This is a genomic window from Streptomyces sp. NPDC127197, assembly GCF_042672405.1.
GTDB classification, from domain to species: Bacteria; Actinomycetota; Actinomycetes; order Streptomycetales; family Streptomycetaceae; genus Streptomyces; species Streptomyces flavusporus.
The window spans coordinates 84374-103302 of record NZ_JBHXVG010000007.1 but is presented as its reverse complement, the minus strand read 5'-3'; the positions used below and the strand labels follow the sequence as shown (position 1 = coordinate 103302).

General features: G+C 72.7%; 16 protein-coding genes. 12 read left to right on the top strand and 4 right to left on the bottom strand.

The features are described from left to right. Positions 1-86: 86 nt before the first annotated feature. Positions 87-2531, bottom strand: a complete 2445-nt coding sequence (locus tag ACFVJQ_RS13470) for a SpoIIE family protein phosphatase (protein ID WP_385783490.1) — start codon at positions 2529-2531, stop codon at positions 87-89. 165 nt (positions 2532-2696) lie between these two features. On the opposite strand from ACFVJQ_RS13470, the gene ACFVJQ_RS13465 reads away from it, so the two are divergent. Beyond that, complete coding sequence (locus tag ACFVJQ_RS13465; RefSeq protein ID WP_385783813.1) at positions 2697-4838, top strand: SpoIIE family protein phosphatase; 2142 nt, start codon at positions 2697-2699, stop codon at positions 4836-4838. 70 nt (positions 4839-4908) lie between these two features. Here ACFVJQ_RS13465 and ACFVJQ_RS13460 read toward each other — a convergent pair whose 3' ends face one another. Further along, positions 4909-6261: a S1 family peptidase gene (locus ACFVJQ_RS13460; RefSeq protein ID WP_385514001.1), complete on the bottom strand. Its 1353-nt coding sequence runs from the start codon at positions 6259-6261 to the stop codon at positions 4909-4911. Positions 6262-6448: 187 nt separating this feature from the next. Here ACFVJQ_RS13460 and ACFVJQ_RS13455 point away from each other — a divergent pair, with 187 nt between their 5' ends. The 7 genes from ACFVJQ_RS13455 (at position 6449) to ACFVJQ_RS13425 (ending at position 14812) form a co-directional block, all read left to right on the top strand. Then, positions 6449-6862: a PaaI family thioesterase gene (locus ACFVJQ_RS13455; protein ID WP_385514002.1), complete on the top strand. Its 414-nt coding sequence runs from the start codon at positions 6449-6451 to the stop codon at positions 6860-6862. Positions 6863-7316: 454 nt separating this feature from the next. Continuing rightward, positions 7317-7532: a type A2 lantipeptide gene (locus ACFVJQ_RS13450; protein WP_129803259.1), complete on the top strand. Its 216-nt coding sequence runs from the start codon at positions 7317-7319 to the stop codon at positions 7530-7532. Positions 7533-7625: 93 nt separating this feature from the next. After that, positions 7626-8432, top strand: coding sequence for an HlyD family efflux transporter periplasmic adaptor subunit (locus tag ACFVJQ_RS13445; RefSeq protein WP_224734512.1), 807 nt, complete (start codon positions 7626-7628; stop codon positions 8430-8432). Beyond that, positions 8429-10648 (top strand): NHLP family bacteriocin export ABC transporter peptidase/permease/ATPase subunit, encoded by a 2220-nt coding sequence (locus tag ACFVJQ_RS13440; protein WP_385783485.1) that lies wholly within the window; start codon positions 8429-8431, stop codon positions 10646-10648. Before ACFVJQ_RS13445 ends, ACFVJQ_RS13440 begins: the two co-directional genes overlap by 4 nt. 1 nt (position 10649) lies before the next feature. Continuing rightward, positions 10650-13466 carry an NHLP bacteriocin export ABC transporter permease/ATPase subunit gene (locus ACFVJQ_RS13435; RefSeq protein ID WP_385783482.1) on the top strand — a complete coding sequence of 939 codons (2817 nt, stop codon included), beginning with the start codon at positions 10650-10652 and terminating at the stop codon, positions 13464-13466. Positions 13467-13567: 101 nt separating this feature from the next. Then, positions 13568-14575 carry a Ppx/GppA family phosphatase gene (locus tag ACFVJQ_RS13430; protein ID WP_385514005.1) on the top strand — a complete coding sequence of 336 codons (1008 nt, stop codon included), beginning with the start codon at positions 13568-13570 and terminating at the stop codon, positions 14573-14575. 27 nt (positions 14576-14602) lie between these two features. Next, positions 14603-14812, top strand: a complete 210-nt coding sequence (locus ACFVJQ_RS13425) for a hypothetical protein (RefSeq protein WP_385783478.1) — start codon at positions 14603-14605, stop codon at positions 14810-14812. Between the two features lie 69 nt (positions 14813-14881). Here ACFVJQ_RS13425 and ACFVJQ_RS13420 read toward each other — a convergent pair whose 3' ends face one another. Further along, positions 14882-15490 (bottom strand): flavodoxin family protein, encoded by a 609-nt coding sequence (locus tag ACFVJQ_RS13420; protein WP_385514007.1) that lies wholly within the window; start codon positions 15488-15490, stop codon positions 14882-14884. Between the two features lie 74 nt (positions 15491-15564). Between ACFVJQ_RS13420 and ACFVJQ_RS13415 the strand changes: the two genes are divergently transcribed. From ACFVJQ_RS13415 to ACFVJQ_RS13405, 3 genes are read left to right on the top strand one after another with little or no spacing between them, the layout of a single operon-like run. Continuing rightward, the gene (locus tag ACFVJQ_RS13415; RefSeq protein WP_385783475.1) at positions 15565-16578 is read left to right on the top strand and encodes an iron-containing redox enzyme family protein; all 1014 of its coding nucleotides are present in this window, start codon (positions 15565-15567) and stop codon (positions 16576-16578) included. Further along, positions 16579-17253 carry a HemK2/MTQ2 family protein methyltransferase gene (locus ACFVJQ_RS13410; RefSeq protein WP_385514009.1) on the top strand — a complete coding sequence of 225 codons (675 nt, stop codon included), beginning with the start codon at positions 16579-16581 and terminating at the stop codon, positions 17251-17253. Further along, on the top strand, positions 17234-17449 hold the full coding sequence (locus tag ACFVJQ_RS13405; protein WP_129803250.1) for a CDGSH iron-sulfur domain-containing protein: 216 nt from the start codon (positions 17234-17236) through the stop codon (positions 17447-17449). The genes ACFVJQ_RS13410 and ACFVJQ_RS13405 overlap by 20 nt, the downstream gene beginning before the upstream one ends. Before the next feature lie 136 nt (positions 17450-17585). Here ACFVJQ_RS13405 and ACFVJQ_RS13400 read toward each other — a convergent pair whose 3' ends face one another. Further along, positions 17586-18020 (bottom strand): subtilase-type protease inhibitor, encoded by a 435-nt coding sequence (locus ACFVJQ_RS13400; RefSeq protein WP_385783471.1) that lies wholly within the window; start codon positions 18018-18020, stop codon positions 17586-17588. Positions 18021-18345: 325 nt separating this feature from the next. Here ACFVJQ_RS13400 and ACFVJQ_RS13395 point away from each other — a divergent pair, with 325 nt between their 5' ends. Continuing rightward, complete coding sequence (locus tag ACFVJQ_RS13395; protein ID WP_385514011.1) at positions 18346-18909, top strand: hypothetical protein; 564 nt, start codon at positions 18346-18348, stop codon at positions 18907-18909. Positions 18910-18929: the final 20 nt, after the last annotated feature.

The following is an 18929-nucleotide window of genomic DNA, read 5'->3' as shown; positions in this document are numbered from 1 at the left end:
CGCCAGGGCGGCGCTGAGCGCCGACGGGCCGTGAAACACCCCGTTCGGGGGGTGCACCCGGGCGGCCTGCGCCGGCACGTGCGGTGTCAGCGGTCCAGGGTGATCTCGCTCCAGACCTGTTTGCCGCCGCTGACGGGCAGCGTCCCCCAGGCCGCCGACATGGCCTCCACCAGCAGCAGGCCGCGGCCGCCCGTGGCCTCCCAGCCGATGCTGGTCGGCCGGACGGGGCTGCGGGGCGAGGTGTCGGCCACGGCGACGCGCAGCCGGCTGTTGACCAGGGTGAGGTCGAGGCGGACCTGGCCGTCGGTGTGCACGAGGGCGTTGGTGACGAGTTCGGAGACGACCAGCTGGACGGCGTCGGTCTCCTCGGTCACGCCCCAGGCGCGCAGCGTGCGCCGGGTGAAGCGGCGGGCGTGCCGCACGGCCTCCGGGAGCCGCCAGACGGTCCAGGTCTCGCGCCGCGGGCGTACGGCCATGCCGTCGTACCGCATGAGGAGCAGGGCCACGTCGTCGCCGCGGTGCGCGTTGCCGAGGAGGGCGTCGGCGACCAGGCCGAGGTGCGCGGGGTCGGCGGCGCCCAGCCCGTGGGCGAACCCCGCCATGCCCTCGTCGATGTCGGCGTCGGCGGACTCGACGAGGCCGTCCGTGGTCAGGGCGACCAGCGTGCCGGGCTGCAGCCGCAGCGGGCTCATCGGGAAGTCGGCCTGGGCCGCCACGCCGAGCGGCGGACCGCCCTCGGCCTCGGCGATGTGGGTGCTGCCGTCGGGGTGGCGCAGGACGGGAGGCAGGTGTCCGGCGCGCACGCACCACGCGGAGCCCTCCTCCATGTCGACGTCGACGTAGGCGCAGGTGGCGAAGAGGTCGGTCTCCAGGTCGACGAGGAGGCGGTTGGCGTGCGAGACCACCACGTCCGGCGGGTGTCCCTCCACGGCGTACGCGCGAATGGCGGTGCGCATCTGGCCCATGAGGGTGGCGGCAGCGGCGCTGTGGCCCTGGACGTCCCCGATGACGAGGGCGACGTGGTTGTCGGGCAGCGGGATGACGTCGTACCAGTCGCCGCCGACCTCCAGACCGGCGGTGGCGGGCAGGTAGCGGGCGACGGCGACCGCGCCGGGGAGCTTGGGCAGGCGGCGCGGCAGCAGCTGGCGCTGGAGCATGCCGACGAGTTCGTGCTCGGCGTCGAAGGCATGGGCGCGCATCAGGGCCTGCCCGGCGAGGCCGGCGGAGGCGGTGAGCAGGGCGCGCTCGTCGGGGCCGAAGTCGTGCGGGCGGTCCCAGCCGATCAGACAGGCGCCGGCCATGCGGTTGCCGGCGGGCAGGGGCAGGACGGCCAGGCCGCCGGGGCCGACGTCGGCGAGCGCGGGTTCCAGGGCGGTTCCGGCGGGCCAGATCTGGGCACGGCCCTCGCGCAGGGCGCCGGCGAGGGTGGGCATGGCGCGTACCGGGGCGTCGGGCCATTCGCTGCGCCACTCCAGGCGCCACAGCTCGGGCCAGGCCTCGGGTTCGGGCGGGTCGAGGACGGTGACGACGAGCCGGTCGTGCTCCAGTTCGGCCAGCGCGATCCGGTCGGCCCGCAGCGGTCGGCGCAGGGCGGCGACCACGGCCTGGCTGACGTCGCGGACGGTGCCCGCGGTGGCCAGGGCGGCGGCCAGCCGCTGGATGCGGGCGACGTCGGTCACCTCTGCGCGCAGCGTGGAGGCGTCGGCGACGGTGCCGACCAGCCGGGCGGGCCGGCCGTCGCCACCGGGCAGGAACCGGCCGCGCAGCCTGAGCCACTTCGGCGGGCCGGTGGGCTGGAGCACCCGGAACTCCAGCTCGCGGTCGCCGATGGACATGTGGTCGGCCTCCACCACGGACATCAGCGAGGGCAGATCCTCCGGGACGGTGAGGCCGAGCAGGGTCTCGACCTTGCCGTCGAACCCGTCGCGGGTGAGGCCGAACAGCTCGAGGATGTCGTCGCCGACCTCGACGCGGCCGCTGTCCATGGCGAGGCTGAACGCGCCCGGCGGGAGCTCGCCGCCCTCGGCGGGTTCGGCCGGGGCGTGGGCGGCGACCGCGTCCGCGAACAGCTCCAGGCACTTGCGGTCCTCGGCGTCGAAGCCGTCCCGCCGCTCGCTCACGGCGAGCAGGCAGACACCGTCGTCGCCCCGGTACGCGGGCAGGGCGGCCAGGAAGAAGTCCCGCGACGGGGTACGGCGTGCCTCCGCACGGTCGGCGAGATCCCCCGGCCCGAGCCACACGGGCCGCTTCGTGCGACAGGCCTCGGCCACCGGGGAGCGCCCGGCGACGGGATAGCTGTCGCGCAGGCCGTACAGCGTCCTGGGCACACCGGCCGAATCGGCCAGGCACAGCAGGTCGCCGTCCTCGCCGAGCGTGTACGCGGCGGCGAAGGTCGCCCGCGCGAAGACGAGCGCCAGTTCGAGCACGCGCTGCCTGCGCTCAGGGGAGTCCGGGTCGGCCATGAGCGCGGTGAGGGCGTCCCCGGCACGCAGCACTCTCGTTCCGCGTCCCGTGCCGCCCTCACTGACCACGTCCGTATTACAGCGCTTATGGTGCGTCCGCGCAGCCCCCCGTGACCCGTGCGCGCTCCCCAACACGCACCGTGCGGGACCGGCCCGGGGACCGTTCGCCGTGCGCGGTGGGCACCGACGAGGGAGATTTGGAGCCTGGGTCCCGTGCCATGGCGCTGCGAGGAGGTGGTCGGTGTGCCCGACGGCCAGGCACCGGCGGCCCGCAGGGCCCCGGCGGGCAGCCCCCTGCTGTCGCTGGCGCTGGCCACGATGATGGACGGCGTCGACGCCCACTCCGGCGGGGTGTATCTGCTCGCGGCCGACGAGCCGGTCCTGGAGATGGCGGTCATGGCAGGGTTGCCGCGGGCCTTCGCCGCGCCCTGGGAGCGGGTGGGGCTGAGCGCCCCGATCCCGGTCGCCGAGGCCGTCCGCGAGCGGCGGCTGATCTGGGTCCCCGGCGACGAGGAGATGGCTCGCCGCTATCCGCGCGTCTCCGTGGTCCTGCCGTATCCGTTCGCGCTCGCCGCGCTGCCGGTGGCCACCGAGGCCGCCGTGTACGGGGCGGTGTTCGTGACCTGGCCGGGCTCGCACCCGCACGAGCTGTCCGACCGGGAGCGCGAGCACCTGACAGCGGCCTGCGAACGGCTCGCGGTACGGCTGGCGCGGGCCGCGGACGAGAGCCGCCCGGTGATGCCGGAGCCCGATCTGCTCGCCGCGCCGCCCACCGGGGGCGTGGCCGGCACCCTCGGCTCGGTCGAGGCGGCGCGGATGGTGGCACGGCTGCCGTACGGCTTGTGCTCCCTCGATCTGCACGGTCGTATCGCCTTCGGCAACGCGGCGGCCGCCGAGCTGATCGGGGTTCCGGTCAGCCGACTGCTCGGCACCCAGCTGTGGGCGACGGTGCCCTGGCTCAACGACCCCGTGTACGAGGACCGTTACCGGGCAGCGCTGATCAGCCAGCAGCCCACGTCGTTCGTGGCGCTGCGGCCGCCGGGCGAGTGGCTGTCGTTCCGCCTGTATCCGAGTACGACAGGGCTGAGCGTCCGGGTCAGCCGGGCCCGGGGAGTGTCGGAGATGGGCCGGGTGCTGCCGCGGGCCGGCGGATCGCCGTCCCGGCTGGTGACCATCTCCCAGGTACTGACCCTGGCGGGCGCGCTGACCCAGGCGGTGACGGTGCAGGACGTGGTGCAGCTGGTCGCCGACGAGATCGCCCCCGCCGTGGGCAGCCAGGCCCTCGTCGTGCTCGGTTCCCGGGCGGGCCGGCTGCATGTGCTGGGGCACCGCGGGTACGCCGACCCGCACATCGCGGAGCGGTTCGACGGGATGCCGCTGAGCGAGCCGACGCCGGGCGCGCATGCCCTGAACAGCGGGGTGCCCGCGTTCTTCGAGTCCCGCGAGGAACTGGAGCGGCTGTACCCGATCCGGCACACGACCCCGGACGGCTTCGCCGCGTGGGCGTATCTGCCACTGATCGCCTCCGGACGCCCGGTGGGCACCGTCGTCCTGGCCTACCCCGAACCGCGCGCCTTCGCCGCGGACGAGAAGGCGGTGCTGTCCAGTCTCGGCGGGCTGATCGCCCTCGCGCTGGAACGGGCCCTGCTGTACGACGCCAAGCACCAGCTGGCACACGGGCTGCAGGCGGCACTGCTGCCGCCCTCGCTGCCGCCGCTGCCCGGCATCGACACGGCCGCGCGCTATCTGCCGAGCACCCGGGGCATGGACATCGGCGGCGACTTCTACGACCTGGTGCCGAGCGGAGGCCTGGCGGCGGCGGTGATCGGGGACGTGCAGGGGCACAACGTGACCGCGGCCGGGCTGATGGGGCAGATCCGTACCGCCGTCCGTGCCTACACGACGGTCGGCCAGGCGCCGGAGGAGGTCATGCGCAGCACCAACCGGCTGCTCATCGACCTCGGGTCCGACCTGTTCGCCAGCTGTCTGTATCTGCGGCTCGATCCGGGGCGCGGGCGGGCCGTGATGGCCCGGGCCGGGCATCCGCCACCGCTGCTGAGGCGGCCGGACGGTCGGGTGCGGGTGCTCGACCTCGCGGGCGGTCCGCTGCTGGGGATCGACGCTTCGGCGACGTATCCGACGACGGAGGTCGACCTGGCACCCGGCTCGGTACTCGCCCTCTACACCGACGGACTCGTCGAATCCCCCGGCGTCGACATCGAGGACGCGCTCGCCGCTCTGGGGCGGCGCCTGGGCGAGGCCGGGGACCGACCGCTGGACGAGCTGGCCGACGTGCTCGTGGCGCGCGAGGCGGGCGCGGAGGAGCGGATCGACGACGTGGCGCTGCTGCTGTTGCGGGCGCGGGGGAACGGCTGAGCGTCGTACGAACGGGGCGGTCCGGCCCTCCCGCCGGAGGGCCGGACCACAACTGTCGGGTGTGTACGGATCAGGGCGTCTCGGTCAGCCCGGAGCCGTCCTCCACTCCGGCACCCGACTGGTCACCGACACCGGCTTCCTCACCGGCACCTGCTTCCTCGCCGCCGACTTCTTCCCCGCCGGCCTCGCCGCCGACTTCTTCTCCGCCGGCTTCCTCACCGCCGACCTCGCCACCACCGGCCTCACCGCCGACCTCGCCTCCCCCGGCTTCCTCGCCACCGGCCTCACCGCCGCCGGCCGCGTCGCCCGCGCCGAGTGTCGCGCCGACCGCTTCGAGGGCCGTCGTGACCGGCTGGAAGAACGTCTCGCCGCCGACCGTGCAGTCGCCGCTGCCGCCCGAGGTCAGGCCGAGCGCGAGCCCGTCCTGGGTGAACATCGAGCCGCCGCTGTCGCCGGGTTCGGCGCAGACGTTGGTCTGGATGAGCCCGGTGACGGTGCCCTCCGGGTAGTTGACGGTGGCGTCGAGCCCGGTGACCGTGCCGTCGGCGAGGCCCGTGGTGCTGCCCATCCGGAACACCTCCTGGCCGACGGTGGCTTCCGCGGCCTGGAGGATCTGGACGGTCTGCCCGCCGCCGACGTTGACGTCGCTCGGCGCCTCGGTGGCCGGGTCGTCGTACTTCACGAGCGCGAAGTCGCCCTCGCCGGGGAAGACGGCCTGGTCGACGGTGGCGATCGGCGCCCCGTCCTGGCTGTCCGACCACTGGTCCACCGCGACGCCGCAGTGACCGGCGGTCAGGAAGGCCGGACTGCCGTCCCCCGCGGTCACGTTGAAGCCGAGCGAACAGCGGGAGCCGCCGCCGAATATCGCGTCACCGCCCGAGGCGAAGGTCTTGAAGGTGCCGGCCGACTTCTGGATGGTCGCCATGCCCGAGCCGAGGCTCTGGACGGTCGACTCCAGGGTGTCCCACTTCTCGCCGGTGACCGTGCTGTCGGCGGTGACCAGGATCTTGTTCGTCCTGGGGTCGACGGCCCAGGCGGTGCCCGGGATGGTGGCCTCGGCCTTCAGGGTCTGCGCGGCGGACTGGAGTTCGGCCGTGCTGTTGTCGACCTGGCGCACCGCGGCGCCGGCCTTCTTGGCCTGGACGACGAGCTGGTTGTTGTCCCCGACGACGTTGACGACGAGCTGCTGGCTGTCCTCGTCGTAGTACGAGCCGGCGAAGGCGTCGCCGAGCAGCCCGGCGAGCTGGCCGGCGAGGTCCGAGGCGTCACCCGCCTTCAGGGTCTTGGGGGCGGCGGCGGTGGTGTCCTCGGCGCCGTCCTGGGACGCGTTGGCGTTCGGCAGCAGGAGTGCCGCCGCTCCGAGCGCCGCCACGCTGCCCGCCGCAATCGCGGCCTTGCGCTTCGGAATTCGCTTGTGACTCAAGACTTCTCGACCTCCTGAAGGACGGGGTCTGTGCCGCCGTCTCGGCAGCTGTTGGGGGCGCCTGGATGGCCACTGGTACGCATGGGGCGCGCGGGACGTTCAATTCCGGTTCGCAATGCGCCGGTGGACGGCGTCGAATCAGCCATAGCCCGCGCGCGGTCGGCGCGCGCCGGGAACAATCCCCCATATGACGATGACCACCGCCGAAGCCGACAAGATCCTCACCGCCAACTTCGCTCCCTGGGTGCTGGAGCTGGGCCTGTCTGTACAGGAGTTGGGCGGCCGGCGGGCCGTCCTGCGCATGCCCTGGTCACAGCGGCTGGCCCGGGAGGGCGGCGCGCTGTCCGGGCAGGCCCTGATGGCGGCCGCCGACACCACGACCGTGATCGCCGTCTCGGCGGCGCGGGGCGCCTTCGTACCGATGACGACGGTTCAGCAGTCGACGTCCTTCCAGCGCGCGGTGACGGATTCGGATGTCCTGATCGAGGCGGTGCTGACCAAGCTGGGCCGCCGCATGGCGTTCGCCGACATCGCCATGACCGCCGAACGGACGGGTGAACTCGCGGCGCGCGCGAGCACGGTCTATGCCCTCCTGGGCTAATACGATCCGTGACCGGTCGACAACGGTCCGTTCCGAACAGTGAGCGGAATCCCAGCTTCAGGGAATCTGCACATCCAATACGCAACCAAGTCACCGGGAACGGCGGATCTGCACAATCGCACGCCCCCGGAGACTCCTTTGGGGCGGGAGTGCCGGATTCGCCGCCCGGGCAGCAAGGGGCCCGGAGGGGCCGATGCGGTGCGGCTTGTGAAGAAGCTGCCGACAACGCGTGCGCGCGCCTGCACGGATCGCGGCCGACGGTACTCAAGTGACCTGGTGAGACGGGTGATTGATTGGAAGCCCGTGGTCGCCGCGTGCTTTGATCCATCGCACCGCGAGGTCCGTGAGGGCGCCCCGGAAGGGGTGCTCGGCCCCCGCGGTCGCGGCCGTCCATCTGTCCTCAGAGGGGGCCGCTCCCCCCTTATGAGATATCCATACGAAGGGAAGTTCCATCATGAACTCCACCCCCCAGGTTGAGACCGTCGAGATCTCCGACGCGGAGCTGGACAACGTCTCCGGCGGCCTCTCGGTGAACGCGGTCAACACCCTGACCGGCGCCCTGGACGGCATCGCTCCCGTTTCCGCCACCGTCGACACGGTCGTCGGCACCGTCGAGGGCGTGACCGGCCTGAACACCGCCCCGGTCACCAGCCTGGTCGCCGGTCTCTGATCGCACCCCAGTGCCGTTGAGTCCCGGAGCCGTATCCCGGCTCCGGGGCTCTTCGGATGCCGTCATGCAGTCCACCCGGTGAGGGAAAGTTCCGTGCAGTTCCGCCAACAGGCCCTCGCCAAGCTCCAGTCGCCGGAGGAGCTCGACCTTCCGGTGCGCCTCGCCCGCCCGCAGGGCTGGCTCGTGCTGTCCGTGACGGTGGTCGCGATGGCCGCCGCGTCCGTGTGGGCCGTGACGGGCTCGGTGACCTCCACCGTGAGCGCGCCCGCCATCCTCACGCACGGCGAGGGCAGTTACATCCTGCAGAGCCCCGTCGCGGGCCAGGTGACCGCGATCCTCGCCGAGGAGGGCGAGCGGCTGCCCGCGAACTCCCCCGTCCTCAAGCTCCGTACCGCCGAGGGCGAGACGGTGGTCCGCACCATCGCCGCGGGCCGTCTCACCGCACTGGCCGCGACGATCGGCCAGATCATCTCCACCGGCGCGAACGTCGCCGCCGTGGAGAAGGTCGCCGACGCGGACGACCCGCTGTACGCCACGGTGTACGTCCCGGCGGAGAACGCCAGCTCCATCCCCGCGAACGCGGCCGTGGACCTGACCGTCCAGACGGTCCCCACCCAGGAGTACGGCGTCCTGCGCGGCCATGTGAAGTCGGTGGACCGCTCTCCCCAGTCCGCGCAGCAGATCGCCGCGTTCCTCGGCGACAGCCAGCTGGGCGAGCAGTTCACGAAGGACGGCCGCCCGGTCGCGGTGCTGGTCCGCCTGGACAAGTCGTCCGGCACGAAGAGCGGCTACACGTGGTCGTCGGCGGACGGGCCGCCGTACGCCCTCACCTCCATGACCATGGCCACGGGTTCGATCCGGCTGGCCGATCAGCGTCCCGTCGATTGGCTGCTGCCGTGACCACCGCCCAGGAGACCCGGGGCAGACGCCGCGCCGCCCCGCCCAAGCGTCAGATCCCCAAGAGCCGCGGCAAGACCGTGCGCACCCCCACCGTTCTGCAGATGGAGGCCGTGGAGTGCGGCGCCGCCTCCCTCGCGATGGTGCTCGGCCACTACGGCAAGCACGTCCCGTTGGAGGAGCTGCGCATCGCCTGCGGCGTCTCCCGGGACGGCTCGCGCGCCAGCAACCTGCTGAAGGCCGCGCGCAGTTACGGCCTGACGGCCAAGGGCATGCAGATGGACCTGGCCGCCCTCGCCGAGGTGAAGGCGCCGGCCGTCCTGTTCTGGGAGTTCAACCACTACGTCGTCTTCGACGGCATGGGGCGTCGCTTCGGCCGCCGCGGGGTGTTCATCAACGATCCCGGCAAGGGCCGCCGTTTCGTCCCGATGGAGGAGTTCGACGGCAGCTTCACCGGCGTCGTCCTCACGATGGAGCCGGGCGACGACTTCGCGCGGGGCGGGCGCAAGCCCGGCGTGTGGGGCGCGATGCCCGCCCGGCTGCGCGGCACCGCCGGCACGATGCCCGCCGCCGTCCTGGCGAGTCTGCTGCTGGTCCTGGTCGGCGCGGCCGTGCCCGCGCTCAGCCGGACCTATATCGACATGTTCCTGATCGGCGGCCAGACGTCCCTGCTGGACGTGCTGTTCGCGTCCATGGGCGCCTGTGTGCTGCTCACCCTGATCCTCACCTGGCTGCAACAGGCCAACCTGCACCACGGCCGCATCATCTCCTCGACCCTGTCCAGCGCCCGCTTCCTGCGCCATCTGCTGCGGCTGCCGGTCACCTTCTTCTCCCAGCGCAGCCCCGCCGACCTGGTGCAACGCCTCCAGTCGAACGACGCCGTGGCCGAGACCCTCGCCCGCGACCTCGCGGCGGCGGGCGTGGACGCGGTGGTCGTGGTGCTGTACGCCGTGCTCCTGTACACCTACGACCCGCAGCTGACGTTCGTCGGCATCGGCGTGGCCCTGCTGAACATCGTCGCCATGCGGGTCGTCATCCGGCTGCGCGCGACCCGTACGGCGAAGCTGCGCGCGGACAACGCCCGGCTCACCAACACGGCGTACACCGGGCTCCAGCTGATCGAGACCATGAAGGCGACCGGCGGCGAGGACGGCTACTTCCGCAAGTGGGCCGGGCAGCACGCCACGACGCTGGAGGAGCAGCAGCGCCTCGGCGTGCCGAGCGCCTGGCTGGGCGTGGTCGCGCCGACCCTTGCGATGCTGAACAGCGCACTGATCCTGTGGATCGGCGGCATGCGCGCGATCGAGGGCCATATCTCGGTGGGTCTGCTGGTCGCCTTCCAGGCGCTGGTGACCCGCTTCACGGCGCCGCTGACCCGGCTCAACGGCGTCGCGGGCCGCATCCAGGACTTCGCGGCAGACGTGGCCCGCCTGAAGGACGTCGAGAACTTCCGCACGGACCCGCTGTACGACCGTGCGGGCGGCGACTCCACCCGCAGGCTGCACGGTCACGTGGAGCTGGAGAACATCACCTTCGGCTACAGCCCGCTGGACAAGCCGCTGCTCACCGGCTTCGACCTGACGGTCGGACCGGGGCAGCAGGTCGCGCTCGTCGGGGGCTCCGGCAGCGGCAAGTCGACCGTCTCCCGGCTGATCTCGGGCCTGTACACACCCTGGGAGGGCGTGATCCGCATCGACGGGCAGCGCCTGGAGGACATCCCGCGCGGCTCGCTCGCGGCCTCCGTCTCCTTCGTCGACCAGGACGTGTTCCTCTTCGAGGGAACGGTGCGCGACAACGTGGCGCTGTGGGACCCGTCGATCCCGGACGAGGCCGTGGTGGAGGCGCTGCGGGACGCGGCACTGTACGACGTCGTCATGCGCCGGCCCGGCGGCATCCACAGCAAGGTCGAGCAGGACGGCCGCAACTTCTCCGGCGGGCAGCGCCAGCGCCTAGAGATCGCGCGGGCGTTGGTGCGCCGGCCCAGCATCCTCGTGCTCGACGAGGTGACCAGCGCGCTCGACGCCGAGACCGAGCTGGTCGTCATGGACAATCTGCGCCGGCGCGGCTGCGCGTGTGTGGTCATCGCACACCGGCTCAGCACGGTGCGGGACAGCGACGAGATCGTCGTACTCCAGCACGGCACGATCGTGGAGCGCGGGCGGCACGACGAGCTGGTGGCGCGCGGCGGGGCGTACGCGGCGCTGGTCAGGGAGCGGTGACATGACGTCCGTGCACGAAGACGACTACGTCCTCGGGGCGCTCGGCTCGCTGGGCACGCCGATCGACTGCGCCGGGCTCGGCCGCCTGGACCTCGAGGGTCCGCAGGTGCTGTGGCTGGTCGCGGCGGGCGCCCTCGACCTGTTCGCGGTCGACGCCGCACAGCAGGGCCACTGGCACCACCTCGGCCGGCTGGAGGCGGGCTCGCTGCTGCTCGGCCCGGTCGCGGGACCGCAGCACACGCTGGTCGCCCGCCCGGTGCGGGACTGCGTCGTGCACCGCATCGGGTTGCGCGAGCTGTACCAGCCCGCCGTCACCCAGACCTGGTCGTACGACGAGTACGGCAACCCCCAGTACGTACCGCCCACGTCGAGCCCGCTGGAGTACGCCCTCGCCCTGGGCGTCGGCCGCGGCCTGTCCATCCTCTTCCAGGCGCCGACCGCCGGTGAGCGCGCCGCGGAGATGACCGACGACGACGTCTTCTGGATGCAGGTGCCGCCCGGCAGCGTGCAGTACGGCTCCCTGTACGGGGCGGAGGCGGCGGCCGATCTGCTGATGGACCCGGCGGTCTGGCAGAGCATGGTCGACCAGCAGTACCGCCTGCTGACCACGCTGGACCGCTGGATCGAACAGCTGGAGCGCACCCACGAGACGCGCACGGCCGCCGGTATCAGGGCCGGTGAGCAGGTACGCGCCCAGGCCGACCGGACCCTGCTCGCCTCGATCGGCAAGTCGTCGGGCAAGCGCACGACGGCCGCCGACGCGGACGCCACGTACGCGGCCTGCAAGCTGGTCGCGGGCGCGGCCGGGATCGCCCTCGCCGACCCCGGGCACGGCGGCACCGAGAGCGACCGCCTCGACCCGGTCGAGCGCATCGCCCTCGCCTCGCGCGTGCGCACCCGTGCGGTACGGCTGGACGGCAGCTGGTGGCGTGACAACGTCGGCCCGCTGGTGGGCCACCGCGCCCTGTCCGGGGCGCCGGTCGCACTGCTGTGGCGGCGTGGCGGCTATGTGGCGGTGCATCCGGCGACCGGGCGCGAGACGCCGGTCGAGAAGGCCAACGCGGCGGAGTTCGAGCCGCGCGCGGTGATGTTCTACCGGCCGCTTCCCGAACGCCCGCTGGGCCCGCTGGGCCTGCTGCGCTTCTGCATGCGGGGCACCCGCGGCGACGTGACCGGGCTGCTGCTCAGCGGGCTGGTGACGGTCGCCATCGGCGCACTGGTGCCGATCGCCACGGGCAAGGTGCTCGGCGAGTTCGTGCCGAAGGCGCAGGCCGGGCTCATCGCGCAGGTGTGCCTGGCGGTGATGGTCAGCAGTGTCGTCGCGGCGGCCTTCATGCTGCTGCAGAACATGACCATCCTGCGCCTGGAGGGCCGTATCGAGGCCACGCTCCAACCGGCCGTGTGGGACCGGCTGTTGCGGCTGCCGACGAAGTTCTTCACCGGGCGTTCCACCGGCGAGCTGGCCAGTGCCGCCATGGGCATCAGCGCGATCCGCCGGCTGCTCGCGGGCGTCGGGCCCACGGTCGCCCAGTCGGTCACCATCGGCGCGATGAACCTGGGGCTGCTGCTCTGGTTCAGCGTCCCGATGGCGCTGGCCGCGATCGGGATGCTGGTCGTCATCGCCGCCGTCTTCCTCGGCCTCGAGCTGTGGCAGGTGCGCTGGCAGCGACGCCTGACGGTGCTCACCAACAAGCTGAACAACCAGGCCTTCCAGACCCTGCGGGGCCTGCCCAAGCTGCGGGTCGCGGCCGCCGAGAACTACGCCTACGCCGCCTGGGCGAGCGAGTTCGCCCGCAGCCGGGAGCTGCAGCAGCGCCTCGGCCGGATCAAGAACCTCACCACGGTGCTCGGCGCGATCTATCTCCCGCTGTGCTCGCTGCTGATGTTCATGCTGCTCGCGGGCCCGGCGCGGGGCGCGATGTCCGCCGCCGACTTCCTCGCCTTCAACACCTCGGTGACCATGCTGCTCACCTCGGTCACCCAGATCACCGGCGCGTTCGTGTCGTTGGTCGCCGCGCTGCCGCTGTACGAGCAGATCAAGCCGGTGCTGCAGGCGACGCCGGAGGTGCGCACGGCCAGCACCCGGCCGGGTCCGCTCACCGGGGCCGTGGAGGCGCGGCGGCTGTCCTTCCGGTACTCCGACGACGGCCCGCTGGTCCTGGACGACGTGTCGTTCGAGGTGCGGCCCGGCGAGTTCGTGGCGGTCGTCGGCCCCAGCGGCTGCGGCAAGTCGACGCTGCTGCGCCTGCTCATCGGCTTCGACAAGCCGGTCTCCGGCAGTGTCCTCTACGACGGCCAGGACCTGGCGGCGCTCGACCAGTCGGCCGTACGGCGGCAGTGCGGGGTGGTGCTCCAGCACGCGCAGCCGTTCACCGGCTCGATCCTGGACGTCATCTGCGGCACCGAGCCGTACACGCCGGAGGAGGCGATGGCGGCGGCCGAAATGGCGGGGCTCGCCGAGGACATCAAGCGCATGCCGATGGGCCTGCACACGATCGTCGCGGGCAACGGGGCGATCTCCGGCGGCCAGCGGCAGCGGTTGATGATCGCGCAGGCGCTGATCCGCCGGCCGCGCATCCTCTTCTTCGACGAGGCGACCAGCGCCCTGGACAACGAGACCCAGCGCAAGGTCATCGAGAGCACCAAGGCCCTCAACGCCACCCGGATCGTCATCGCCCACCGTCTGTCGACGGTGCTGGACGCCGACCGCGTCATCGTGATGGAGGACGGCAAGGTCGCCCAGCAGGGCCCGCCCGCACAGCTCCTCGCGGACACCAGCGGGCGGCTGCACGAGCTGGTGCGGCGCCAGTTGGCCTGAGCGGTCAGGGGGGCGGCTCCTCCCGTCGCATCGGCGCACTTGGGGGGCGCGCAGGCAGCGGACTCCGTTGTTCCGGGCCGTAATCGGGTACCCGCCAGTCCATGCGAATCAGCGTGGTGGATGTGGGATCGAACACGGTCCGGCTGGTTGTGGCGGATGCGGAGGGCGGGGTGCCGCTGCCGGTCCACACCGCCAAATGGCGCCTGCGTCTGTCCGAGCAGGTCGAGCCCGGGGGCGTGGTCCCCGAGGAGTCCGTCGTCCGGCTCGTCGACGCGGTGGCCGAGGCGAGCCGGACCGCGGCGCGGTGGGGCGCTGCGGCCCCGCTGGCCTTCGCGACCGCCGTGGTCCGCAACGCCCCGAACCGTCTGGAGGTGCTGCGCCGCGTCCGGGCGCGGACGGGAGTGGAGCTGTGCACCCTGCCGGGGGAGGTGGAGGCCGAGCTGACGTTCCTTGCGGCGCGGCGCTGGATGGGGTGGCGGTCGGGACCGCTCGCCCTGCTGGACATCGGCGGCGGCTCGCTCGAAGCGGCCTTCGGCCGCGGGCGGCTGCCCGACTATGTGGCGTCGCTTCCGCTCGGCGCGGGACGGCTGACCCACGAGTTCCTCGCGGGGCAGGATCCGCCGTCGCAGGAGCAGGTCCGGGCGTTGCGCCGCAAGGTCCGCCATCAGCTGCGGGACGTCGCGGCGCGGATCCGCTGGGAGGGACCGCACACCGCGGTGGCCACCTCCCGGACGTTCCAGCAGCTGGGCCGGCTGTGCGGGGCGGCGCCGGGGCGGCACGGCCCCTTCACGGACCGCCGGATGCGCCGCGCGGACCTGCGGGCGGCGGTGGTCCGGCTGGCGTCGCTGCCCGCCGCGGAGCGGGCACTGCTCCCCGGCATTTCCGCGCCGCGTGCCGAGCAGAGCCTGGCCGGCGCGGTGGTCGGGCACACGGCGATGAAACTGTCCGGGCTCAAGACGGTCACCATCTGCCCGTGGGCGATCCGTGAGGGCGTGCTGCTGCGCCACATCGAGGACGGTTCGGCCTGGTGGGCCGAGGTCTGCCGGCTCAGCGAGGAGCCCCCTGCCCCGGATCCGGTGCCACTGCGCGTCGCGTCCGCCGCCCACTGAAACGGCCCCTGAAGGAGGAATCACGCCGTGTCCGAGGACGCCAAGCAGCCCGAGGAGAAGCCGGACGCCGAGCAGCCCGAGGAGAAGCCCGAGAGCGCGATCGAGGAGATCCTGCGCGAGGTCCAGGACGCCGAGCACCGCACCCGCGACTCGGCGGAGCAACGCAGCCACAGGGGTGAGGCCGGGGAGGCCATCACCCCCAACACCGAAGCTCAGGAGGAGTCCCAGGGGGAATGACCGGCCAGGGCCCGGGCACGGGCTGGGCCTTCGGCTCCCCGGCCGACACGATGGGCCGGGCGCCGCCCCCTACCCGGGCGGTGCCCCCACGGGCCGTTCCGTCAGGGCCCGGGCCACCGCGGTGAGGTTGGCGGCCATGGCCCGGCCGGTGCGGTGGGACCACTCGCGGCCGCGTTCGTCGTCGAGGTAGTTCGGGCCGGGGCCGGGGCCGAGATGCCAGTAGGTCCAGGCCTGGCCGGGGATCGTGTAGCCGAGGTCTGCGAGCGCACCCGAGATCTCGCTGACGACGTGGTGCGCGCCGTCCTCGTTGCCGGTGACCACCACGCCGGCGACCCGGTTGTAGGCGACCGGCCTGCCCTCGTCGTCCGTCTCGGAGAGCATCGCGTCCATCCGCTCCAGGACCCTCTGGGCGACGGAGGAGGGCCGGCCGAGCCAGGTCGGCGAGGCGATGACCAGGATCTCGGAGTCCAGCAGCTTGTCGTGGACGGGCGGCCAGGCGTCGCCGTCGCGCACCGCCTCGCTGGTCACGCCCGGCGCGATGTCCAGGTCGACGGCCCGTACGACATCGACATCCACGCCCTCCTTCTCCAGCTGCTCGACGACGACCCGGGCGAGCGCCTCCGTGTTGGAGGGCTCCGGCGACTGTTTGAGCGTGCAATTGATCACGAGTGCCTTCATGTGTGCCCGGAGTACCCGCAACGGCCGACTCCACTCGGAGGGGAAGCCGCGTTCCGCTCGGGTACTCGGCCCGCATGAAACAGCGCGAAGGGCCACGCCTCCCGTCCCCCCGGGGCCCGGTCTCCGCCGCTGTCGGTGCGTACCTCCGGCGGACGGGTCCGCTGCCGCACGACGAGGACGTCGCGACCGCGGCCGCGTACGGCGACGATCTCCAGCTCGCCCTCCACCTCTGCTACGAACTGCACTACCGCGGCTTCGAGGGCGTGCCCGCGGACCGCGAATGGGACCCCGACCTGCTGCGCACCCGCGCGGCGCTGGAGCACCGCTTCCTGTCCGCCCTGCGCGCCGACACCCCCACGCACGACACGGTCGAGGAGGCACTCGCGCAGCTCCTCGTCGAACCGGTCGACGGCACGGGCGTCACCCACTACCTGCGCGACGAGGGCGAGCTGTGGCAGCTGCGCGAGTACGCGGCCCAGCGCTCCGTGTACCACCTCAAGGAGGCCGACCCGCACGCCTGGGTGCTGCCCCGGCTGTGGGGCCGGGCCAAGGCGGCGATGGCGGCGGTGGAGTTCGACGAGTACGGCGGCGGCCGTCCCGAGCGGGTGCATGCCCGTCTCTTCGCCGACCTGATGACGGACCTGGGCCTGGACACGTCGTACGGACACTACGTCGACGCAGCGTCGGCTCAGGCGCTCGGCACAGTCAACCTGATGTCCCTCTTCGGCCTGCACCGGGCCCTGCGGGGCGCGCTGGTCGGCCACTTCGCCGCGGTGGAGGTCACCTCGTCGCCCGGTTCCCGGCGGCTCGCCGAGGCGATGCGCCGCACCGGGGCCGGACCGGCCGCGGAGCACTTCTACGACGAGCACGTCGAGGCCGACGCGGTCCACGAGCAGGTCGTACGGCACGACGTCATCGGCGGCCTGCTGGCCGAGGAGCCGCACCTCGCGCCCGACGTCGCTTTCGGTGTCGACGCGACCGGACAGGGGGAGGACCGGCTCGCCGAGCATCTGCTCACCGCATGGCGTGCCGGACGGTCGTCGCTGCGCACACCCCTGCCACCTTCCGGTGCCTCCCATATTTCCTGAATGCCGGGGTACCTGGGCGGCGTGAAGCCCCTGGTGCCACCCGGTGTCTACACTCCTCAGGAAGACACCGCCCTGCTGGCCGACGCCCTGTCCGAAGAGCCGCTCCCGCCGGGCGCGGACGTCCTCGACGTGGGCACCGGCACCGGGGCGCTGGCCCTTCAGGCCGCGCGGCGGGGCAACCGGGTGACGGCCGTGGACGTGTCGTGGCGGGCCGTGTGGGCGGCGCGGGTCAATGCCTGGCTGGCCGGAGTGCCGGTCCGGATCCGGCACGGGAACCTCTTCGCCCCCGTACGCGGCCTGCGGTTCGACCTGATCCTGGCCAATCCGCCGTATGTTCCCGCACCCCCTGGGAGCCCGCAGCCGCGCGGTACGGCGCGGGCCTGGGACGCCGGCCGCGACGGCCGGCTCGTCCTGGACCGGATCTGCCGGGAGGCGCCTGCCCTGCTGCGCCCGGGAGGGGTCCTGCTGGTCGTCCACTCGGCCCTCAGCGACCCGGACCGCACACTGCAGGGGCTGCGCGCGTCCGGCCTGAAGGCCACGGTGACCCGGCGGTGCCGGATCGCCTTCGGCCCCGTACTGCGCGAACGGGAACGCTGGCTACGAGAACGGGGACTGCTGTCCGCCGCCGAGGACAAGGAAGAGCTGGTGGTCGTCCGTGCCGAACTCCCCCTCTGACACACCGCGCCGGATCAGGGTCCAGCGCCAGGGCCCCGTCCTGGTCGAGGGCCCGGTGGAAGTGGAGCTGGAGGACGGGACCACCGTCACCTCCGACCGCTTCCGCGTCGCCCTGTGCACCTGCCGCCGCAGCCGCCGCTATCCCTGGTGCGACACCAGCCACCGCGACCGGACCCAGGGTCCGTCCGGGGAGTGATCCCCAGGGCCGGCGGGCGGCCCCACTCCGCCCGCCGACCCCTGGGGCGAGACCGCAGGGGCCCCGCGACGTCGGCCCGCACTCCCCAACTGCGGGCCGCTCACGGCATGCACGGGGACCGTGCGATCCCGGTCCCTCAGAACGCGAAGACGCTCGTCCCGTACGAGTTCTTCACGCACTCGTTGGCGAAGGTGCGCTCATAGGAGACGTACTCGCCCTGCCAGACGCCGCTCACCCGGATGACCACGGGGTCGTACTCCCGGGTGCACCACACGCCCGTTCTGGTTTCCAGGGCGTCGAAGTCCCCGTCCGCGCCCCGCAGTTCGACGCAGGCCCCGACGGCGTTCGGGTGCGTTCCGGACGGCGTCGGCGCGCAGCTCAGCGTCACCGCGCGCTCCGGGGTGACGGTGGCCGCGGTCTCGCCGTGGGCGACGGTGAACACCAGGGCCGACGGGGCGTAGAGCGTGGCCGGGGCGGTGGGCGGCGTGGCGTGCGAGGCTCCGGTCAGGGGTCCGCAGACGGCGGCGGCCGTGAGGCCGAGGGTCGCTGCCCAGCGCGCGGGGTTCCGCATTGTGTGCATCCTTCCGCTCGATTCGATGAGGTGCCGGACCCGGGCTCGGTCGGTGCCGGATCGGCGAGCGCGAGTCTGCCGAGTCCGCCGCCGAAACTCACCTCGACCCCATGGATTTCAGTAACCTTGCGTGTTGAATCAGTGGCGTGAAGTCACGGAATTCGAACGTTCCAATCGCCGATCCGGGCGGTTCGTGATCGTCCCGGACGGCCGGGTGGCCGGATTACCCAGGCTGGTTAATCGGCCTGAAACATTCCGATTGAGCTCTCGGCGGACTCCGTCCCGACCCCTTGTGTTCATGCTGCGACGGAGTAATCGTCATTACATGATTACGACAGAGCAGCAACAGAAACTGCGCGGCTGGTTCGCCGGCCGACTGCCCGACGACCTCTTCGAGGAAGTGACCGAGGTGACGGTCGACCGCGAGGAGATCACCGTGATCGGCCGCATCCCCGAACCCCGGCTCGCCGACGACGTCTCGGCCGCCGAGCGGGACGCGGCCGTACAGGGCCGGATCGAGGAGTTCCGGGAACGCACCCGGGAGGACCGGATGGCGGTGGCCCGCGAGGCCGAGCACCGGTTCGGCCGGAAGGTGTCATGGGGCGTGGAGTGCGGCGGGCGGCGCGCGCTGTTCACGCATGTGGCAGCACCCGTCATGACCCGGCTGCGGCAGCCCGAACGCCAGGTGCTCGACACCCTGATCGCGGGCGGCGTCGCCCGCAGCCGCAGCGACGCCCTCGCCTGGTGCGTGCGTCTGGTCCAGCGGCACGCCGACGACTGGCTGGCCGAACTGCGGGACTCCCTCGAACACGTCCAGCGCGTACGGGCGCAGGGACCGGACGCCGAGACCCCGGAGGACACGAAGGACCCCACCACGAACGACGAATGACCGCCCGCGGTGGCCGAATC